Annotated in this window: 20 protein-coding genes; 11 read left to right on the forward strand and 9 right to left on the reverse strand. The window is 64.7% G+C overall.

Annotated elements, in window-relative coordinates; all coding sequences use genetic code 11:
- Nucleotides 1–42 precede the first annotated feature (42 nt).
- On the forward strand, nt 43–294 hold the full coding sequence (locus NKJ28_RS06525; RefSeq protein ID WP_031213141.1) for a hypothetical protein: 252 nt from the start codon (nt 43–45) through the stop codon (nt 292–294).
- A gap of 4 nt (nt 295–298) precedes the next feature.
- Here NKJ28_RS06525 and NKJ28_RS06530 read toward each other — a convergent pair whose 3' ends face one another.
- Nucleotides 299–934, reverse strand: a complete 636-nt coding sequence (locus NKJ28_RS06530; protein WP_352634621.1) for a DNA-3-methyladenine glycosylase I — start codon at nt 932–934, stop codon at nt 299–301.
- A 222-nt stretch (nt 935–1,156) separates the two neighbouring features.
- Between NKJ28_RS06530 and NKJ28_RS06535 the strand changes: the two genes are divergently transcribed.
- Together NKJ28_RS06535 and NKJ28_RS06540 are read left to right on the forward strand one after the other, a co-directional pair.
- On the forward strand, nt 1,157–1,891 hold the full coding sequence (locus NKJ28_RS06535) for a L,D-transpeptidase (RefSeq protein WP_352472683.1): 735 nt from the start codon (nt 1,157–1,159) through the stop codon (nt 1,889–1,891).
- A 266-nt stretch (nt 1,892–2,157) separates the two neighbouring features.
- Nucleotides 2,158–3,078 (forward strand): bifunctional 5,10-methylenetetrahydrofolate dehydrogenase/5,10-methenyltetrahydrofolate cyclohydrolase, encoded by a 921-nt coding sequence (locus NKJ28_RS06540; RefSeq protein WP_352634623.1) that lies wholly within the window; start codon nt 2,158–2,160, stop codon nt 3,076–3,078.
- A gap of 12 nt (nt 3,079–3,090) precedes the next feature.
- On the opposite strand, the gene glcF is transcribed toward NKJ28_RS06540, so the two are convergent.
- From glcF to NKJ28_RS06565, 5 genes are all read right to left on the reverse strand, one after another.
- On the reverse strand, nt 3,091–4,422 hold the full coding sequence (gene glcF / locus NKJ28_RS06545) for a glycolate oxidase subunit GlcF (RefSeq protein ID WP_352634625.1): 1,332 nt from the start codon (nt 4,420–4,422) through the stop codon (nt 3,091–3,093).
- A 68-nt stretch (nt 4,423–4,490) separates the two neighbouring features.
- The gene (locus NKJ28_RS06550; protein WP_352577553.1) at nt 4,491–4,874 is read right to left on the reverse strand and encodes a DUF4870 family protein; all 384 of its coding nucleotides are present in this window, start codon (nt 4,872–4,874) and stop codon (nt 4,491–4,493) included.
- Nucleotides 4,871–6,127, reverse strand: a complete 1,257-nt coding sequence (locus NKJ28_RS06555; RefSeq protein ID WP_352634627.1) for an FAD-binding protein — start codon at nt 6,125–6,127, stop codon at nt 4,871–4,873. The genes NKJ28_RS06550 and NKJ28_RS06555 overlap by 4 nt, the downstream gene beginning before the upstream one ends.
- Before the next feature lie 224 nt (nt 6,128–6,351).
- Entirely contained in the window at nt 6,352–7,848 is a 1,497-nt protein-coding gene (locus tag NKJ28_RS06560) for an FAD-linked oxidase C-terminal domain-containing protein (protein WP_352589307.1), read from the reverse strand.
- Between the two features lie 136 nt (nt 7,849–7,984).
- Entirely contained in the window at nt 7,985–9,319 is a 1,335-nt protein-coding gene (locus NKJ28_RS06565) for a DUF3422 family protein (protein ID WP_352571607.1), read from the reverse strand.
- Between the two features lie 210 nt (nt 9,320–9,529).
- Between NKJ28_RS06565 and NKJ28_RS06570 the strand changes: the two genes are divergently transcribed.
- The 3 genes from NKJ28_RS06570 to NKJ28_RS06580 are packed head-to-tail and all read left to right on the forward strand — an operon-like array spanning nt 9,530 to nt 12,334.
- Entirely contained in the window at nt 9,530–10,333 is an 804-nt protein-coding gene (locus NKJ28_RS06570; RefSeq protein ID WP_352589305.1) for an FCD domain-containing protein, read from the forward strand.
- Between the two features lie 55 nt (nt 10,334–10,388).
- Nucleotides 10,389–11,525: an alpha-hydroxy acid oxidase gene (locus tag NKJ28_RS06575; protein ID WP_352634631.1), complete on the forward strand. Its 1,137-nt coding sequence runs from the start codon at nt 10,389–10,391 to the stop codon at nt 11,523–11,525.
- 38 nt (nt 11,526–11,563) lie between these two features.
- Nucleotides 11,564–12,334, forward strand: a complete 771-nt coding sequence (locus NKJ28_RS06580; RefSeq protein WP_352634747.1) for a metallophosphoesterase — start codon at nt 11,564–11,566, stop codon at nt 12,332–12,334.
- Between the two features lie 28 nt (nt 12,335–12,362).
- On the opposite strand, the gene NKJ28_RS06585 is transcribed toward NKJ28_RS06580, so the two are convergent.
- Together NKJ28_RS06585 and NKJ28_RS06590 are read right to left on the reverse strand one after the other, a co-directional pair.
- Entirely contained in the window at nt 12,363–12,494 is a 132-nt protein-coding gene (locus NKJ28_RS06585; RefSeq protein ID WP_280952144.1) for a hypothetical protein, read from the reverse strand.
- Between the two features lie 296 nt (nt 12,495–12,790).
- Nucleotides 12,791–13,489 carry a type 1 glutamine amidotransferase gene (locus tag NKJ28_RS06590; protein WP_352634633.1) on the reverse strand — a complete coding sequence of 233 codons (699 nt, stop codon included), beginning with the start codon at nt 13,487–13,489 and terminating at the stop codon, nt 12,791–12,793.
- A 74-nt stretch (nt 13,490–13,563) separates the two neighbouring features.
- Between NKJ28_RS06590 and NKJ28_RS06595 the strand changes: the two genes are divergently transcribed.
- From NKJ28_RS06595 to NKJ28_RS06610, 4 genes are all read left to right on the forward strand, one after another.
- The gene (locus NKJ28_RS06595) at nt 13,564–14,211 is read left to right on the forward strand and encodes a hypothetical protein (protein ID WP_352634635.1); all 648 of its coding nucleotides are present in this window, start codon (nt 13,564–13,566) and stop codon (nt 14,209–14,211) included.
- A gap of 32 nt (nt 14,212–14,243) precedes the next feature.
- Complete coding sequence (locus NKJ28_RS06600; protein WP_352634749.1) at nt 14,244–14,978, forward strand: 16S rRNA (uracil(1498)-N(3))-methyltransferase; 735 nt, start codon at nt 14,244–14,246, stop codon at nt 14,976–14,978.
- 186 nt (nt 14,979–15,164) lie between these two features.
- Nucleotides 15,165–16,538 (forward strand): glutamate--cysteine ligase, encoded by a 1,374-nt coding sequence (locus NKJ28_RS06605; RefSeq protein ID WP_352634637.1) that lies wholly within the window; start codon nt 15,165–15,167, stop codon nt 16,536–16,538.
- A 101-nt stretch (nt 16,539–16,639) separates the two neighbouring features.
- Nucleotides 16,640–17,608 (forward strand): DUF937 domain-containing protein, encoded by a 969-nt coding sequence (locus tag NKJ28_RS06610; RefSeq protein ID WP_352634639.1) that lies wholly within the window; start codon nt 16,640–16,642, stop codon nt 17,606–17,608.
- A 175-nt stretch (nt 17,609–17,783) separates the two neighbouring features.
- Here NKJ28_RS06610 and NKJ28_RS06615 read toward each other — a convergent pair whose 3' ends face one another.
- Nucleotides 17,784–18,074 carry a DUF1127 domain-containing protein gene (locus tag NKJ28_RS06615; protein WP_031213160.1) on the reverse strand — a complete coding sequence of 97 codons (291 nt, stop codon included), beginning with the start codon at nt 18,072–18,074 and terminating at the stop codon, nt 17,784–17,786.
- A gap of 178 nt (nt 18,075–18,252) precedes the next feature.
- On the opposite strand from NKJ28_RS06615, the gene NKJ28_RS06620 reads away from it, so the two are divergent.
- Nucleotides 18,253–19,209 (forward strand): LysR substrate-binding domain-containing protein, encoded by a 957-nt coding sequence (locus tag NKJ28_RS06620; RefSeq protein WP_023680469.1) that lies wholly within the window; start codon nt 18,253–18,255, stop codon nt 19,207–19,209.
- Nucleotides 19,210–19,252: the final 43 nt, after the last annotated feature.

Below are 19,252 nucleotides of genomic sequence, written 5' to 3' on the forward strand. Positions count from 1 at the left end.
AATCCGGGCCGATAAGCGCGCCGAAACAAGGGGCTCGGGGCCATGGCCACGCTACAGAAGTTCGACATCATCGATAGCGGCGCACGCGACGCCTCGGTCCGGCTGCGGCCGGCCGATGGTTATGCGCCGAAGACGAAGCAAATCGCCGGACCGTTCGAGATCGCGGCGCAACAGCGCAGCGGACCGACGATGCGCGACGTGCTGATGACCGGCCTGCTGGTGATCTATCCGGTGTTCGCCGCGCTGGCGGCCATCCTTGCCGGGTTTTTCCTCGCCGGCGCCGGCGGCGCCTGAGCCGCTATTTCGGCCGCTTGAACGCTTTCCGTTCCGCCTCGACCGGCTCGCGGCAGACGCAGCCCTCGAGATGGTCGTTGACCAGCCCCATCGCCTGCATGAAGGCGTAGACGGTGGTCGGGCCGACAAAGCTCCAGCCGCGCTTCTTCAGCTCTTTCGAAATGCGGACCGAGACGGCCGTCGTCGGATTGGCGCGCAAATGCGCGAGGTCGACGATCTCGGGCCGCTCGTCGGGGCCGGGTTCGAACTTCCAGAACCAGGCGGCCAGCGAGCCGGCCTCGTCGATGAGTTCGCGGGCGCGCTTGGCGTTGTTGATGGTCGAAACGATCTTGCCGCGGTGACGGATGATGCCGGCATTGCCGAGCAGGCGCTCGACATCGGCGTCGGTGAAGGCGGCGATCTTGTCGACATCGAAGCCGGCAAACGCCTCGCGGAAATTGTCGCGCTTGCGCAATATGGTCAGCCAGGACAGGCCCGACTGAAAACCTTCGAGGCAGATCTTCTCGAACAGGCGGCGGTCGTCGGCGACCGGCCGGCCCCATTCGTGGTCGTGGTAGTGCAGATAATCCGGCAGGTTGCCGTGCCAGAAGCAGCGGGCGATGCCGTCGGGACCGGCAAGCAGACCTGTCTTTTCATCCATGGCGGAATTCCGTTCGTGTCTTGGCGTTAACGCGTTTTGACGCGGGCTTTACCGCGGCTTTACCAGATTCCTGAACCGGGCGGTAACCACACCAAAAGCTTTACTGACAGATCGGCATTTTACGCATTCCGATTCATGTTTCGGTTGCCGCTTCGCGCCCAATGTCGGCGAAATCGGGGAGGCTTTGCACCCCGGCATGTTCGACGATCAAGGTGCGTTGCGATGAAGACATTCTTGTTCCCACTGTTCGGCGCCGCGGCCGTGCTTGCGGCCGGTGCCGCCAATGCCAACGACCGCTATGCCGAGAGGCCGCCGGTGGTGGTCAGCCCAGATCTTTCGGCGCCCTGGGTGCTGCAGCTCGGCCATGCGCCGGGCATCGTGCGGCAGAGCCGGCAAGAGGCGCAGCCGCAACGGCGCTACCGGCGGCTGGCCGAACCCGATCAGCTGCGCACCGCAGCGGTGCAGGCGCCGGCCAAGCGCATGGTGATGCGGCCGCAGATCGACCCGATCTATCTGCCGCAGGAAGTCGCCTATGACGGCCCGCAGAAGCCGGGCACGATCGTCATCGATACGCGAGAGAATTTCCTCTATCTGGTCGGGAAGAACGGTAAGGCGCGGCGTTATGGCGTCGGCACCGGCAAGCCGGGCTTCGAATGGTCCGGCACCCACAAGATCACCAACAAGCGCGTCTGGCCGGATTGGCGGCCGCCGGCGGTGATGATCGCCCGCGAAGCCGCCAAGGGCCGTTATCTGCCGACCTATCTCGCCGGCGGCATGGAAAACCCGCTCGGCGCACGCGCGCTCTATCTCGGCTCGACCGAGTACCGTATCCACGGCACCAATCAGCCCTGGACGATCGGCGGCGCGGTGTCGTCGGGCTGCATCCGCATGCGCAACGAGGACGTGGTCGACCTTTACGAGCGGGTCAATGTTGGCACGACGGTTGTAGTGATGTAATCTGCGGTTGACCTCACCGATGATTCTGCTCAGAAGCCTCGGGAGCATTGAATAACGGGGGACGGGCCGTGTGGGGATGCGGCCAGTCACGAAAGGGCAGCGCGGCAAGCCGTGCTGCCCTTTTTGTTTCCGCCAACGCCAGCAAGAATTGACGGGAAGATTTCGCCGGCACGTCGCGCGACCGGCATGGCGGTTCGCTTTTCGCGCTGCCTTTTCGCGGTTGCTTTGCTATGTGGCGGCTAAAATCCAGATAAAGGCCCATCCCGATGCCCCTTTCCGATGACAGCCGCTATCTCAGAGGCGGCCCGGTTGCCCAACGCATCATCGCCGGCGTGCGCGAGGACGCGGCGATCGCCACCGCCGAAGGCTTTCCGCCCAAGCTGGTGTCGGTCACCGTCGGCGATACCGCCGCGGTCGACGTCTATGTCCGCAACCAGCGCGCCAAGGCCGGGTTGGCCGGCATCGGCTTCGAGGAAAGGCGCTTTCGCGCCGACATCACCGCCGGCGAGCTGGAAGCGGCAATCCACGGGCTTAACGCCGACCCGCGCGTCACCGGCATCATCATCCAGCGGCCGGTGCCGGTGCACATTCCGATCAAGACGCTGCAGGCGGCGGTGCATCCGCTCAAGGATGTCGAGGGCATGCATCCGGCCTCGATCGGCAACATCGTCTACAACCAGCTCGACCTGGCGCCCTGCACCGCCGCCGCTTCGGTCGAACTGCTCAGGGAAACCGGCCTCGACCTCAAGGGGCTCGAGGTGGTGGTCGTCGGCCATTCCGAGATCGTCGGCAAGCCGATCGCCTTCCTTTTGATGAGCGAAGGCGCGACGGTGACCGTCTGTCACCACATGACGCGTTCGGTGGCGGGACACGCACGCCGCGCCGACGCACTGTTCGTCGCGGTCGGCAAACCGCGGCTGATCAAGGCCGACATGGTCAAGCCGGGCGCCGCCGTCATCGATATCGGCATCAATTCGGAAATCGGGCCGGACGGCGAGAGCCGCATCGTCGGCGACGTCGATGCCGAGAGCGTCAGGCATGTCGCGTCGTGGATCACGCCGGTGCCGGGCGGCGTCGGCCCGATCACGGTGGCGATCCTGCTGCGCAACACGATGGTAGCGCTCAGCCGCCAGCGCGCCCGCTACCAGGCCACCTACGGCATAGCGGACAGGCTGGCGGCGGAGTAGGCGACTGGCGCATCACTCGGCCGCGACAACCGCCCTCTCTTCGCGAACGCCTTCGGGCCTCGGCCCACCATAGGCCCAGTCGAGCAGCTTTATCGTGTGCACCACCGGCAGCTTCGCGGCAGAAGCGATCTGGGTGATGCAGCCGATATTGCCGGTGGCGACGATTTCGGCACCGGTCGCCTCGATATTCCTGACCTTGCGGTCGCGTAGCGTTGCCGAAATCCCGGGCTGCAGGATGTTGTAGGTGCCGGCCGAACCGCAGCACAGATGCCCTTCGCGCGGCTCGCGCACGACGAAGCCGGCACGGACCAGAAGCTCCTTCGGCTGGCGGGTGATCTTCTGGCCGTGCTGCATCGAGCAGGCTGAGTGATAGGCGACGATGGTGCCCGGCTTGCGGACCGGCTCGGGCAGGTCGAGGCTTGCCAGATATTCGGTGATGTCCCTGGCCAGCGCCGACACGCGCGCGGCCTTGTCGGCATAGGCCGGATCGAGGCGCAGCATGAAGCCGTAATCCTTGATGGTGGTGCCGCACCCGGATGCGGTGATGACGATGGCGTCGAGTCCACCCTGCTCGATGGCGCGCGTCCAGGCGTCGACGTTCCGTCGGGCCGACGCCAAGGCAGCGTCCTCGCGCCCCATATGATGTACCAGCGCGCCGCAGCAGCCCTCGCCCTCGGGCACCACGACCTCAACGCCAAGCCGGGTCAGCAGCGAAATCGTCGTGTCGTTGATGCCGGGATCGAGCACGGATTGCGCGCAGCCGGTGAGGATGGCGACGCGGCCATTTTTCTTCGCGCCCTGCCCGGCATGGACGCCCGGCGAGGCCATCGGCGAGACTGCCGGGACCGACGCCGGGGCCAGCTTCAACATCGCGCCGAAAGGCTTCAAGGCCTGGATTTTCTCAAACAGGCCGGCGAATGGCTGGCCGAGCTTCGCCAGCTTGAGCGCCGCGCGGAAACGCGAGGGATAGGGCAGCACGAAGGCCAGCATGGCGCGTGTCAGGCGATCGGCCAGCGGACGCTTGTAGGTCTCCTCGATATGGACGCGGGCGTGGTCGACCAGATGCATGTAGTTGACGCCCGATGGGCAGGTGGTCATGCAGGCGAGACAGGACAGGCAGCGGTCGATATGGGTGACGATTTGCTTGTCGGCCGGCCGTCCGTTTTCCAGCATGTCCTTGATCAGATAAATCCGGCCGCGCGGCGAATCCAGTTCGTTGCCGAGCGTCACATAGGTTGGGCAGGTGGCGGTGCAGAAGCCGCAATGCACACATTTGCGCAGGATCTTCTCCGATTCCGCGACATGCGGATCGGCGAGCTGGGCAGCTGAGAAATTGGTCTGCACGTAAACGAATCCCTACCGTTTGAGCATGATCTTTTCCCAAAACCGGTACCCACTTTTGGGGATCATGCTCATAATCCCAGAAACCAGCTTTCCGGGTTCTTGACCGGCTCGCCGCGCTGCAGCGCCTGCAGGCCGAGAATGCAGCGGGCGATGAACCAGACCGCGACGGCAACCATCAGCACGACACCGATGACCACGATCATCAGCAGCGCCGAGATCAGTGCATAGAGCAGGCCGATCCAGAAGGTGCGGATCAGGAATGTGTAATGGCTCTCGACGAAGCCGCCGGCCTTGCCGCGATTGATATAGGCCAGGACGACGCCGACAATACCGCTGACGCCGATGGCCAGGCCGGCGAGATAGAGGATGTAGATGACCAGCGCGTTGGTCGGGCCGGGCTCCAGCCAGCGGTCGGTCTGGCGTGACGTACCGTTTTGGCCTGGATCGCTCATTGTGCTCCTCCCTCGGTTGCCGGCGCGAGAGTAGCAGAGCTTGCGCCCGGCGCCATACGGCCGGGATTGAGGATATTCTTCGGGTCGAATTCGGCCTTCAGCCGCGCCGACAGTGCTGCCAGCGGTGGCGCCTGCGGCTCGAACACCGGCACGGCGGCGCGATGTGCAGGGATTGCGCGCACCAGCGTCGCATGGCCGCCGCCATGTCTTCTGATCAGGCCGCGCAACAGGCCAGCCTCGGGATCGTCCTGCTGCATGCGCAGCCAGATCAGCCCGCCCTGCCAATCGTAGAAGGCATCGACCGGGGCCTGCATGCGCAGCGCCAGCACCATCTGGTGGCCCCGCGACGGCGCCATCGAGACGCGCCACACCGGCCTTTCGCTGCCATCGGCGAACGACGCGCAGTCGCGGACATCGCGCCAGACCGAGTACGAGACCGAACCGGAAATCTCCTGCAGCGGCCCAGCGTTTTTCAGCAGGTCTTTCAGCGCGGCAATGCGGTAAGCGACCGACGGGCCGAAGCCCTCGATGCGCAGCAGCGTCGCGGCATCGCTGCCGAGACTGCCGCCAGCGACCCTAGCTGCGACCCGTTCGGGAAGATGGGCAGCACTCGACACTTCGGCGCTGGAACCCAGCGCCAGCGCCATGGCGGCGGCGGCGTGATCGTCGAGCAGGCCGCGGATGGCAAGCGTGACTTCGGTCTCGGCAGCAGGCAGCACCTTGAAGGTGACGTCGGTGAGCACCGCCAGCGTGCCCCAGCTGTTGGCCATCAGCTTGGACAGATCGTAGCCGGTGACGTTCTTGACGACGCGGCCGCCGGACTTGAAGGCCTCGCCGCGCCCGGAAACGGCCGCTATGCCGAGGATATGGTCGCGCGCAGCACCCACCTTCAGCCGGCGCGGGCCGGAAAGGTTCGCGGCGAGTGCGCCGCCGATCGTGCCTCGCGCTGGCTCACCGCCGAGCAGCGGGCCGTAATCCATCGGTTCGAAGGCAAGTTGCTGGCCGTTTTCGGCAAGCAGGCTTTCGATTTCGGCCAGCGGCGTGCCGGCTTTTGCCGACAGCACCAGTTCGGCCGGCTCGTAAAGCATGACGCCGGAGAGTTTGGAAAGGTCGAACGTATGCTCGCCCTGCTGCGGCCGGCCGATACCGCGCTTGGAGCCGTGGCCGAGGATTTCCAGCGGTGCGTCTTCCGCCGCGGCCCAGGCGACGGTGGAGAGGACTTCGGCTGCGGTGGTGGGGACGAAGGTGGTCATGAGGCGGATGCGCCAATGGCAAATGCAAAGACGTCGCGTTCCTTCGCGCCCCCCTCTGTCCTGCCGGACATCTCCCCCTCAAGGGGGGAGATCGGACGTCGCGTCTGGCTTCGCCAATCGTCAATATTGAAAGAAGGCTGAGGCGTGCAAGCTGCCAATCTCCCCCCTTGAGGGGGAGATGTCCGGCAGGACAGAGGGGGGTGTTCAAGCGCCAACATACCCACTCAAAACCTCGGAATGTCCGGAAACGCCACTTGCCCGCGATGCACGTGCATCCGCCCGAGCTCGGCGCATCGCCTCAATTGCGGGAAGACCTTGCCGGGATTCAAAAGATGGTTGGGGTCGAAGGCGCATTTGACGCGCATCTGCTGGTCGAGGTCGATCTGGTTGAACATTTCCGGCATCAGGTCGCGCTTCTCGACGCCGACCCCGTGCTCGCCGGTCAGCACGCCACCGACCTTGACGCAGAGCCGCAATATGTCGGCGCCGAAACTCTCCGCCTTGTCGAGTTCGCCCGGCACGTTGGCGTCATAGAGGATGAGCGGGTGCAGATTGCCGTCGCCGGCGTGGAAGACATTGGCGACGCCGAGCCCGTATTTCTCCGACAGCTCGCGCATGCCGGCGAGCACGCGCGGCAGTTCCTTGCGCGGGATGGTGCCGTCCATGCAGTAGTAGTCGGGCGAGATGCGGCCGACCGCCGGGAAAGCCGCCTTGCGGCCGGCCCAGAAGCTCAGCCGCTCCTGCTCCGATTGCGAAATGCGGCATATGGTCGAGCCGTTCCTATAGGCGATGGCTTCGACCAGGCCGATCAGGTGATCGACCTCGACACCCGGCCCGTCCAGCTCGACGATCAGCAGCGCCTCGACATCCAAGGGATAGCCGGCCTGGACGAAATCCTCGGCGGCGTGGATGGCCGGACGGTCCATCATCTCCATGCCGCCCGGAATGATGCCGGCGCCGATGATGTCGGCAACGCATTGGCCGGCCTGCTCGCTGGTCGGGAAACCGATCAGCAGGGCACGCGCCGTCTCCGGCTTTTTCAGGATGCGTACGGTGACCTCGGTTACGACGCCGAGCAGTCCTTCGGAGCCGGTCATGACGCCGAGCAGGTCGTAGCCTTCCGCGTCGAGATGGCTGCCGCCGAGGCGCACCACCTCGCCATTCATCAGCACCATCTCGATGCCGAGCACATTGTTGGCGGTGAGACCGTATTTCAGGCAGTGCACGCCGCCGGAATTTTCCGCGACATTGCCGCCGATCGAGCAGGCGATCTGGGAGGATGGATCGGGGGCGTAATAAAAACCCTCCTGCTCGACGGCGGTGGTGATGCCGAGATTGGTGACGCCGGGCTGGGCGACGACGACGCGGTTCTGAAAATCGATCTCGAGGATGCGGTTGAAGCGGCTCATTACCAGCAGCACCGCGTCTTCGAGCGGCAGCGCACCGCCGGAGAGCGAGGTGCCGGAGCCGCGTGGCACGACGCGGATGTTGCGGTCGCTGCAATATTTCAGCACCCGCGAGACCTGCGCCACGGTCTGCGGCAGCACCACGACCAGCGGCAATTGCCGGTAGGCGGTGAGCCCGTCGCTCTCGAAGGCGCGCATGGCATTGGCGGCGTCGACGACGCCCTCGCCCGGCACCATGATGCGCATATCGGCGACGATCTCGTCGCGCCGGCGCATCGTGGCGTCGTCTGGTTTCGGCATGGCAAGGCCGGACATCGACAGCCTCCTTCGATCGACTGGTAAAAATCTTTTACCAGCGACGGTGGTCGCTTGCAAATGCCGCGTTGGCCGGGATGAGAGGCCTATGGCCGAGACTGCCTTCCGCAGCGGCAATCTGCCGCTGCGCCCCACACTACTCGCCCGGCTGCTTGCCTGGTTCGGAGTGCATGCGGCGGACGCGGCGCACGCCCCACCAGACGAGCACGATGGCGAGCGGCACCGAGGCGGCGGTGACCATTTCCGGCGCGAAGGCATGGCCGAAGATCGAGGCGCCCTTGGCGACGTAGCCGATGAGGCCGACGACATAGTAGGAGACGGCGGCGACCGAGAGCCCCTCCACCGTCTGCTGCAGCCGCAATTGCAGGCGGGCGCGATTGTTCATCGATGCCAAAAGATCGCGGTTCTGCTTCTCGACCTCGACGTCGACCCAGGTGCGCAGCAGTGTGGTGGCACGGGTGAGCTTCGTCGACAGGTTGGCCTGACGCTCCTCGACCGAACGGCAGGTACGCATCGCCGGCGCCACGCGGCGCTGCAGAAAACCGCCCCAGGTGTCGTAGCCGGGCACCGCCTCTTCGTCGAGCGCCTCCAGCCGTTCGCGCACGATGCCGTCATAGGCGCGGCTGGCGCCGAAGCGGTAGAGGCTGGAGGCGGCATCGGCCTCCAACTCGGCGGCCAGTTCGGTCAAGTCGGCAAGTAGCGTCTGGCTGTCGCGGGTCTCGGCGACCTTCATTTCCAACGTGGTCTGGGCCAGCCTGTCTTCGATGCGGCGGGCGCGACCGGACAGCGTCAGGGCCAGCGGCAGCCCAAGCATGGCCAGCGTGCGGTAGGTCTCGATGTCGATCAGCCGCTGCGACAGTGCCCCGGTGCGCGCCGGGGTCAGGCCGCGGTCGAGCACCAGCATGCGGGTCAAGCCGTCGCCATCCTGACGGAAATCGGTGACGATGGCCGCGTTGCCGCGCTCGACCAGCGAATAGCACAGGCTGGTCGGGTCGAAGCCGGCGATCAGTTTTTCGTTCGCCGGCGTCCATTTGCGGATCTCCAGCCTGATGCCGGAAATCACCGTGCCCGGCGGCGAAAACCCGTTGCCGAAGGGTGTGTCTTCTTGCCCCCTGCCGTTTTCGGCGAGCGGGCCTTCCCAGAGATAGGTCGAGAATTCCGTGTGGCGTTCCCAACGCAGCGAGCCCTTGCCCCATTTCATCGCGTGGTGGCGGGCGTGAGGGTCGGGCGCGGCGATGCCGAGGCGTCGCGACAATTCGGAAAGCACGGCCTGATCGATCCCGGATCCAGCTTCGGTCATGAAGGAAAGCTGCACCAGCACGCGCGGTTTTTCGACCAGCGGCTGCGGCCGGGCGTGGACCTCGCCGAGCGCGCCCGGCCGACCTTCATGCGCCGGAAAGCCCATGACGGTGCCGCCCACGGCTTTGGCGCGCAGCTGGAATTCGAGGTTGGAAGGGTCGGCGTCTGGCACGGCTGGTCCCCCGGGCTTCTGTGAGCCCTTGGCAATGACGTCCCTCTAGAGGCAATCGCCAGGGGACGCAAACGCCCAATTTAGCTGAAGATGATATGGCGCCGCGGCTGTGAAACGGACCCGGCCACGGCGAATTGGATAAATAATTTGACCAGTTGGCGACGCTGGCTTTATCTTGCGCGACATCGGTTCAACCCCCAGGCATCCCGTTTGAGCGACATTTTCTCCCGGATCGAGCATTCGCGCACCGCCGACGAGGTGGTGCAGCAGATCGAGAGCCTGATCCTCGAAGGTGTCCTGCGCACCGGCGACCGGCTGCCGGGCGAGCGCGAACTGGCGCGCCAGTTCGAGGTGTCGCGGCCGATCCTGCGCGATGCCTTGAAAGCCTTGGAAGGGCGCGGGCTGTTGACGACACGGCCAGGCGGCGGCACCCATGTCGCCGATGTCATCGGCCAGCTGTTCACCAAGCCGGTGACCGACCTGATCTCGATGCATCGCAAGGCGGTGACCGACTATCTGGAGTACCGCCGCGAGATCGAGGCGGTGGCGGCGGAATATGCGGCGCGGCGTGCCACATCGGACGATCTGGCGCTGCTCGACCGCATCATGGCACGTATGGACGAGGCGCACCGGACCGGCAATTTCGACGACGAGGCGGAAATCGACGTCGAGTTCCACCACGCGATCTGCGAATGCGCGCACAACATCATCCTGCTGCACACGCTGCGCTCGTGCTATCGGCTGCTGTCGGAAGGCGTGTTCCAGAACCGGCGGCTGGTGTTCAGCGTGCCGGGCGCGCGCGAGACGCTGCTTTCGCAGCACCGGGCAATCTACACGGCGGTCAAGGCCGGCGATGCAGCCGCGGCGCGGCAGGCGGCGATGGACCACATCTCTTATGTCGAACGGTCGATGGCCGAGGCCGAGCGCAGCGGCGACTGGCAGCGCGTGTCGCGGCTGAGGCTCAGGCAGCGCTCCGAGCCCGGTGACGGTGAGCCGGCAAGAAAACAGCCGTAGGCACCGCCCAGAAAATTCAACGACGAACCAGCGAAGAACCAGCGGAAAAAGATCCATGAGCAGCATTCTCACCATCGCCGACCTCAAGGACCTGGCGCGCCGCCGCGTGCCGAAGATGTTCTTCGACTACGCCGATTCCGGCGCCTGGACCGAAAGCACCTACCGCGCCAACGAAGAGGATTTCCAGAAGATCAAGTTCCGCCAGCGTGTGCTTGTCGACATGGACAACCGCTCGCTGGAATCGACCATGATCGGCGAGAAGGTGACGATGCCGGTGGCGCTGGCGCCGACCGGCATGACCGGCATGCAGCATCCGGACGGCGAGATGCTGGCGGCCCAGGCGGCGGAAGAATTCGGTGTGCCGTTCACGCTGTCGACAATGAGCATCTGCTCGATCGAGGATGTCGCGGCGGTGACCAGGAAGCCGTTCTGGTTCCAGCTCTATGTGCTGCGCGACAAGGACTTCGTCTTCGATTTGATCGATCGCGCAAAAGCGGCGAAATGTTCGGCGCTGGTGCTGACGCTCGACCTGCAGATCCTCGGTCAGCGCCACAAGGATATCCGCAACGGGCTTTCGGCGCCGCCGCGAATGACGCCGAAGCACCTCTGGCAGATGGCGACAAGGCCGCGCTGGTGCGTCGGCATGGCCGGCACCAAGCGCCGGAGCTTCCGCAACATCGTCGGCCATGCCAAGGGCGTCGGCGACCTCGCCTCGCTGTCGTCGTGGACGAAGGAGCAGTTCGATCCGCATCTGTCGTGGAAGGACGTCGCCTGGATCAAGGAGCGCTGGGGCGGCAAGCTGATCCTGAAAGGCATACTCGACAAGGAGGATGCGCTGATGGCGGCCAGGACAGGCGCCGACGCGATCATCGTTTCCAACCATGGCGGCCGCCAACTCGACGGCGCCTCGTCGTCGATCATGGCGGTCGAAGAGATCGCCGACGCCGTCGGCGACGCGATCGAGGTGCATATGGACGGCGGCATCCGCTCCGGCCAGGACGTGCTCAAGGCGCTGTGCCTCGGCGCCAAGGGCACCTATATCGGCCGGCCTTTCCTGTACGGCCTCGGCGCACTCGGCAAGGAAGGGGTTACCAAGGCGCTGGAAATCATCCGCAAGGAGATGGACATAACGCTGGCTCTGTGCGGAAAGCGTCTGGTCACCGACATGGGCAAGGATCAGCTTCGGCGCTAAAGTCCCGTGACGGCATGACCACGGAGGCGACGCAGGCATTGACGGAGCCCGGCATCAGTTTCTACGAGGCGCGCGGACCGCAAGGCATGCGTCTCTACGCGATCGGCGATGTGCACGGCCGGCTCGACCTGCTGACCGCCATGCACCGGCGGATCGAGGCGGAGCTCGGTCAAAGGCCGTCGGCCGATTGGCGCGTGATCCATCTCGGCGACTATGTCGATCGCGGCCCGGACTCCAGGGGCGTCATCGATTTCCTGATCGACGCGCAAAGACGCGATCCGCGTCACCTGATGCTGGCCGGAAATCATGATCTCGGCTTTCTCGATTTTCTCGATGTCCCCGATCCGGACGGGCTGTTCATGCGCTATGGCGGCATCCAGACGGCGCTATCGTATGGTGTCTCACTCGGTGGGAGCAGCGCCTGGTTTGGCCGCGCCGATGCGGCATTACGGCAAGGGCACGCCGCACTGGTCGAGGCGGTGCCGCAGAACCATGTCGAGTTCCTGCGCTCGCTGGCCTTTTCAGTGACGTTCGGCGACTTCTTCTTCTGCCATGCCGGCATCCGGCCCGGCATTGCGCTGGAAAGCCAGACCCGGCAGGACCTGATCTGGATCCGCGAGGTCTTCCACGACCACACCGGTCTTCATCCGAAGATCGTGGTGCACGGTCATACGCCGGTGCCCAAGCCCGAGATCACCGGCAACCGCGTCAATGTCGACACCCTCGCCTGGCAGTCGGGAAACCTCACCGCGCTCGTGGTGGACGGCGCTGACAAGCATATCCTGACAGTGACGGATAAGCGGGCGTAGGAAAGGCGTGGGATTACGAGCAGAGAGGCTAGCGAAGCGCGGCGGTGACGCCGTAGCCGTCAACGGCATTGTGGTTGTTGGCTGCGTCGGCGGAATAAATGCCGAGGCCGCACAAGACGATGGCCGACAACATGGCAAAGGACAAAAAGGCTGCTTTCACGGACGTCATCTCTTGTTGAGCTTTCTGCATCTATGCACGAGCGGGTTACCAATGCGTTGAAACGCGAAATACGTCGCAAATGTCTGACGGTTTCGCGCTTCTAGGCATGTTCTGTATCGGCGGTGTGTCGCGCGGGTCACAGGAAAGGTTCATCGCGGTTGCACGCAAGATGCAGAGCGGGCGCCTTTTAGGCTGGCGCACAGACACAGGCCAAGGATGAAACGCGTTATCCCCGGCGGATTTGCCGCCGCGTGCCAAATATGCAACGTCGCCAAATACGTTGACTATATGAGCCGTCAGATCGTCGCCACCCAGGCGCGGGCGATGGCCAGGCCGGCGGCATCGGCTTGCGGTCCGTTGCGGGCCATTTCATCGTCGAGCCGGCCCGCCCATTCAGGATGCCGCTCGGCGATCAGCGGTGCGAAGGAGGTGCTCCAGTCGCGCACCATCGGACTGTCGGCCTCGAAATGGAACTGGAAGCCGTAGACGGCGCGGCCGATGCGGAACGCCTGGTTCTCGGCGACGGCATTGCCGGCCAGCCGCACGGCAGTCTCGGGCAAGACAAAGGTGTCGTCGTGCCATTCGAAGATCGGGAATTTTTCAGGCAAGGCGGCGAGCACCGGATCGGCCTGCGCCGCCGCGGTGAGCGCGACCTCGTACCAGCCGAACTCCGACGCGCCGCCGATCTGGTTCTCGCCGCCAAAGGCGCGCGCGACCAACTGGCTGCCGAGGCAGATACCAAGCACCGCGCGATCCCTCTCGGCAAAGTCGCGTGTCAGATCGAGCAGACCCGGAAAATAAGGACAGAGCTCGTCGTCCAGCGCATTCTGGGCGCCGCCGAGCACCACCATGGCGTCATGCCCGCCGCTATCTTGCGGCAGCGCGTCGCCGCGGTAGGGACGGCGCAGGTCGATATCGGCGCCCGCCTCGACAAGGGCCGCGCCGATCTGGCCAAGGCCCTCATTGTCGAAGTTCTGGACAACCAAGACCCGCATCGAAACCTGCTGACATGAAATTGATGCAACGAGCGATATCATGGCACCAGCATTGCAGCCAACAGGGAACGCCTATGCCACTGCAAAACCGGGTCGACCCGTTCGGCGCCATCCATGCCGTGCCGGAGCGCGGCCTGTTCATGGGCAATCGCGGCATCATTCACGACCCCGAGACGAGAACGCTGTTGAAGAAGCGCTGGGCGCTGCAAGCCTGGATTGTCTGCGTCTGCGAATTCGGCAACGTGCGGCGCGAGCCGATGGGGCGCAACCGGGCTGGCGGCAAGGCCGGCTGGACCGAGCTGTTTTTCCTCGACGAGGTGACGGCACTTGCCGCCGGCCACCGTCCCTGCTTCTTCTGCCGGCGCGAGCGGGCCAGGGATTTTGTCCGGCGTTTCGGCGACGCCTTCGGCATTGCCGAGCCACGCGCGCCGCAGCTCGACAAGCGCCTGCACAAGGAGCGCCTGGCCCCGGGCGGACGAGCGACGAGACTGAAACCGGAAGCGCTTGCGGACTTGCCGGACGGCACGGTGATCTCGTCAGGAAACAGGGCGTACGCCCTGTTTGATGGCGCGGCGCTGCCCTGGAGTTTCGGCGGTTATGGCGAACCGGTGGGGTTCGGCGGTTTTACCGACCGTCCAATCGGCATGCTCACGCCGGCGACAACTGTTTCGGTGCTGCAGAAAGGCTACGAGCCTGTCTGGCATCCTTCCGCCGAGGCTTGACGCCGAGGGTGACGTTGCCGCATTCCTCGGCGATGCGCGCCAATTACAAGATGCAGCGGCTGTTCGTGCCGGACGGGCTTGGACCGGACATCGAGTTCGACGTCGGCCCGCAGCAGAGCCATTATCTCTCGCACGTGCTGCGGCTCGGCGAAGGCGCCGAAATTCTGGTCTTCAACGGCCGCGACGGCGAATGGTCGGCGGCGATCGCGGCGAAGTCGAAGAAGGCGTTGCGGCTGAAGTTGCTGGCATTGCAGCGGCCGCAGCCGCCGCTGCCCGATCTCGTCTATTGCTTCGCGCCGCTGAAGCAGGGGCGGCTCGACTACCTCGTGCAAAAGGCGGTGGAGATGGGCGCCGGCATCCTGCAGCCGGTCATCACCCAGCATACGCAAGTGACAAAACCCGGCATCGAGCGCCTGCGCGCCAATGTCGTCGAGGCGGCCGAACAATGCGGCATATTGGCGGTGCCGGAGCTGCGCGAAGCGGAAAAATTCGAGCGCCTGCTGGCGGGCTGGGACCGTGAGCGGCGGCTGATCTTCTGCGACGAGGATGCATCGACCAACAGTCCCCTGCCGGCATTGCAGGCGGTGCGGGAGAACAAGCTCGGGCTGCTTGTCGGGCCGGAGGGCGGCTTTTCCGACGAGGAGCGCAGGATGCTGAGAGCGCTGCCTTTCGTTACCGCCATTCCGCTTGGGCCGCGCATCCTGCGGGCGGACACGGCGGCCGTAGCAGCACTGGCGCTGATCCAGGCGACAATCGGGGATTGGTGATCAATTCCAGTCACCCGCTGGCTCAGGATTTTTCGCTTGATCGGCTACTGACATTTCGTCCATCTAGCGCCGGCAGTGGCCGCGCGTCCTTTCGGGCGCGCAAAGGACGCTGTAGCATATTGATTGGGCACATGATCCTTTCCGAAAATCGAAGCCGGTTTTCGGGGCCATGTGCGGAGGGCTATTATGGCGCGCGATACTACCGATTTCCGGCCGATCGAAGGCGTCGACGAACTCGTGGAGCACCTGGCCGAAGGCAACAAGCCGCGCGACAAATGGCGCATCGGCACCGAGCACGAGAAATTCCCGTTCTATGTCGACGGCAATGCGCCGGTGCCCTATGGCGGCGAGCGCGGCATCCGCGCCATCCTCGAAGGCATGCAGGACAAACTCGGCTGGGACCCGATCATGGATGCCGGCCGCATCATCGGCCTGGTCGAGCCGACCGGCCAGGGCGCGATCTCGCTGGAGCCCGGCGGCCAGTTCGAGCTGTCCGGCGCGCCGCTGGAGACGATCCACCAGACCTGCCGCGAAGGCAATGCGCATCTGGCGCAGGTGCGCGAGATCGCCGAACCGATGGGCATTCGTTTTCTCGGCCTTGGCGGCAGCCCGAAATGGTCGCTGGCCGAGACGCCGAAAATGCCGAAATCGCGCTACGAGATCATGACCCGCTACATGCCCAAAGTCGGCACCAAGGGCCTCGACATGATGTACCGGACCTGCACGATCCAGGTGAACCTCGACTTCGAGAGCGAAGCCGACATGCGCCGCAAGATGCAGGTGTCGCTGAAGCTGCAGCCGCTGTCGACGGCGCTGTTTGCCAACTCGCCCTTCACCGAAAGCCGGCCGAACGGCTTGCAGAGCTGGCGCGGCGAGATCTGGCGCGACACCGACAATCAGCGCTCCGGCCTGCTCGAATTCTGCTTCTCGCCCGATTTCGGCTTTGCCGATTATGTCGAATGGGCGCTCGACGTGCCGATGTATTTCGTCATCCGCGACGGCCAGTACCATGACATGACGCACATCACCTTCCGCCAGTTCATGGCGGGTGCTGCCCGCAACGAACTGCCGGACGGGCTGCCGACGATGGGCGACTGGGCGAACCATCTGTCGACGCTGTTCCCGGACGTGCGGCTGAAGCGCTTTCTCGAAATGCGCGGCGCCGATGGCGGGCCGTGGCGGCGCATCTGCGCGCTGCCGGCCTTCTGGGTCGGGCTGCTCTATGATGCGGCTGCGCTCGACGCGGCCGAGGCGCTGACCTCGAGCTGGAGCTACGACGAAGTGCTGGCAATGCGCAACGCAGTGCCGGAACAGGGCATTTCGGCGCCCTTCCGCAACACGACATTGCGCGAGATCGCCCGCGACGTGCTCGTCATCTCGCGCATGGGACTGAAGAACCGCGACCGCAAGAACCGCGACGGCTACGACGAGACGTCGTTCCTCAACACGCTGGACGAGGTCGTCGCGCGTGGCACCACCAGCGCCGAAGAGATGCTCTCGGCCTACCACACACGCTGGGGCGGCTCGATCGAGCCGGTGTTCATGGAATACGCGTATTAACGCTTCGCTATCCGCTTGGCCGATGGTCCGGCAAATTCGCTTCAATCAGTGATGGAAACGAACTAGGCTTCTCCAACGAGGATTTCCCGGAGGAGAAAACAATGCCTTCATTGTTCGATATTCTGGCACAGGCCCAGAACGGCAACGGCATGCAGGCGCTGGCCCAGCAGTTCGGGCTTTCGCAGCAGCAGACGCAGGTGGCGGTCGCGGCGCTGCTGCCGGCCTTTTCGCAGGGGCTGAAGCGCAACACGGCGGACCCTTATGGGCTCGGCTCCTTCATGACGGCGATGGCAAGCGGCCAGCACGCCAAATATTTCGAGGATGCAAGCCGGGCCTTCTCGCCGCAGGGCCTCGATGAAGGCAACGGCATTCTCGGCCATTTGTTCGGCTCGAAGGACCTGTCGCGGGCCGTCGCCAACCAGGCCGCGCAGGCGAGCGGCGTCAGCCAGCAGGTGTTGCAGCAGATGCTGCCGGCAATCGCCTCGATGATGATGGGCGGGCTGTTCAAGCAGACCACCAACCAGTTAGGCGGGCAGATACATGCGGCAGGCGGTGGCGGCAATCCGCTTGGCGAGCTCATCGAGCAGATGATGCGGCAGGCGGGCGGCGGCGGCCAGGCGCCGGCCCCTCAGCCTGCAGGCCCCACGGATAACCCGCTCGGCAAGGTGCTGCAGGATATGTTCGGCGGGCAGCAGCCGCAACAGACGCAGAGCCCTTACGGCGACAACCCGCTGGGCAAGGTGCTGCAGGATATGTTCGGCGGCGGTGCACCACAGCCGCAGCAGCCGCAGAACCAACCCCAGCAAACACAGAACCCTTATGGTGACAATCCGCTCGGCAAAGTACTGCAGGACATGTTCGGCGGTGGCGCACCGCAGTCTCAGCCGCGTCAGGCGCCGCAGCAACCCCAGGCGCCGCAGCCGCAGGCCAATCCGAGCGGCAGGCCGAGAAATCCGTTTGACGACCTGTTCGGCAAGATGTTCGAGACAGGCGCCCAGCAGCGCGACGACTACCAGAAAGGCATGGAGTCGATCTTCGACCAGTTCAAGCAGGGCATGGGCCGGCGCTAGACCAGACACCGGCAACCAATCATCAGTGCCGCCCAAAAAAGAAAGCCCGGTCCTGGGAGGACCGGGCAGCGCGCAGGCTGGCCGGGGGGATCCGGCAGGGAGTGGGGAGCCTGCGTAACTTAGTGGCGTCGTGCCTCAAAAAGGTTCAACGCGCCCGAACGGCGAAACCACGCGATCACACGACCTTGCAGGCAATATCCTCGATCGTTTCGGCGCGCTCGACCGCGATGACGCGAAGCCTTTCTGTCGGATCGCGGCCAAAGGGTACACCGACAGCGACGTGCAGGTCGGCGCGGGTCAGGCCGATGTCGGCGAGTTCGGCATCCGACATCTCGCCGAGGCGATAAAAGGCGCGGCGGTTTCTCCAGGCGCGGTAAACATTGGCAGCGGCATTGGCCACGCGCGTCGCAACGGCCGGACGCGAGGTGATGCGCGAGGTCTCGGTAGCGAAATCAAACGTAGCCATGTCGGTCTCCTTCACATTCGAACGGGCGAAACCGGTCGATCGGGCGCTGGCGACAGCGGCCGTTCCGGCTTCGATTCACATGCCTTCATGTGGACAATCGGAATTTGCCATGGCCCGATTGATTAATCCAACGAATGTTTCTAATCTTTAGCATCAGCATCAATGATGGATTAGGCCAATGAAAGCGCCGCTCGATCTCGATCAGTTGCAGACCTTCATCTCGATTGTCGACACCGGCAGCTTTACCCGCGCGGCGGAAGCGGTGCATCGGACCCAGTCTGCGGTGTCGATGCAGATGCGGCGGCTGGAGGAACGGATCGGCAAGCCGCTGTTCGAAAAAGACGGCCGCACCAACAGGCTGACCGAGGAAGGTGACAGACTGCTCTCCTACGCAAGGCGGCTGCTCTATCTCAACAAGGAAACACTGGCCGCCTTCGACGACCGCCGGCTCGAAGGCACCATCCGCATCGGCACGCCGGACGATTATGCCGATCGCTTCCTGCCAGAGATCATGGCGCGGTTTGCCCGTTCCAACCCGCATGTCGAACTGACCGTTATCTGCGAACCGACGCCGGGACTGGTCGAACACATCAAGCGCGGCAATCTCGACCTGGCGCTGGTGACGCACAACGACGCGCGTGGCCAGTCGGAAGTGGTGCGGCGCGAACCGCTGCTGTGGGTTACCTCGGCCAACCATGCGACGCATGAGCAGCCGATCCTGCCGATGGCCTTCGGCCGGCCGAACTGCATCTGGCGGCGGGCCGCCGCCGACGTGCTCGATCAGCAGAGCCGCGACTATCGCATCCTGTTCACCAGCTTCTCTGCCACCGTCATCGCAGCCGCGGTGCTTTCCGGTCTGGCGATCTCGGTGCTGCCGGAATGCGCCCTGCGGCCCGGCATGCGGGTGCTGGGCGAGGCCGACGGTTTCGGCGCCCTGCCCGATTGCCGCATCGGCATCATGCGCGGTCAGACCTCGCGGCCGGAGATCGTCGACGCGCTTGCGCGCCACATTTCGGAGAGCCTCGACAATATTTCCGTGCCACTCGGCGAGGAGACCGGCACGTTCGATTTCGCCGCCCTCGCCTTCGCCAAGATGAAGCGGACCAAGCCGAACCAGATTCTGCCGGGCTGGTGATCGCGCGATTGGGGCGGACATCGAACACGGCCGCCTTGACGCC

It is taken from the genome of Mesorhizobium sp. M0145 (genome assembly GCF_040322355.1).
Lineage (GTDB): Bacteria > Pseudomonadota > Alphaproteobacteria > Rhizobiales > Rhizobiaceae > Mesorhizobium.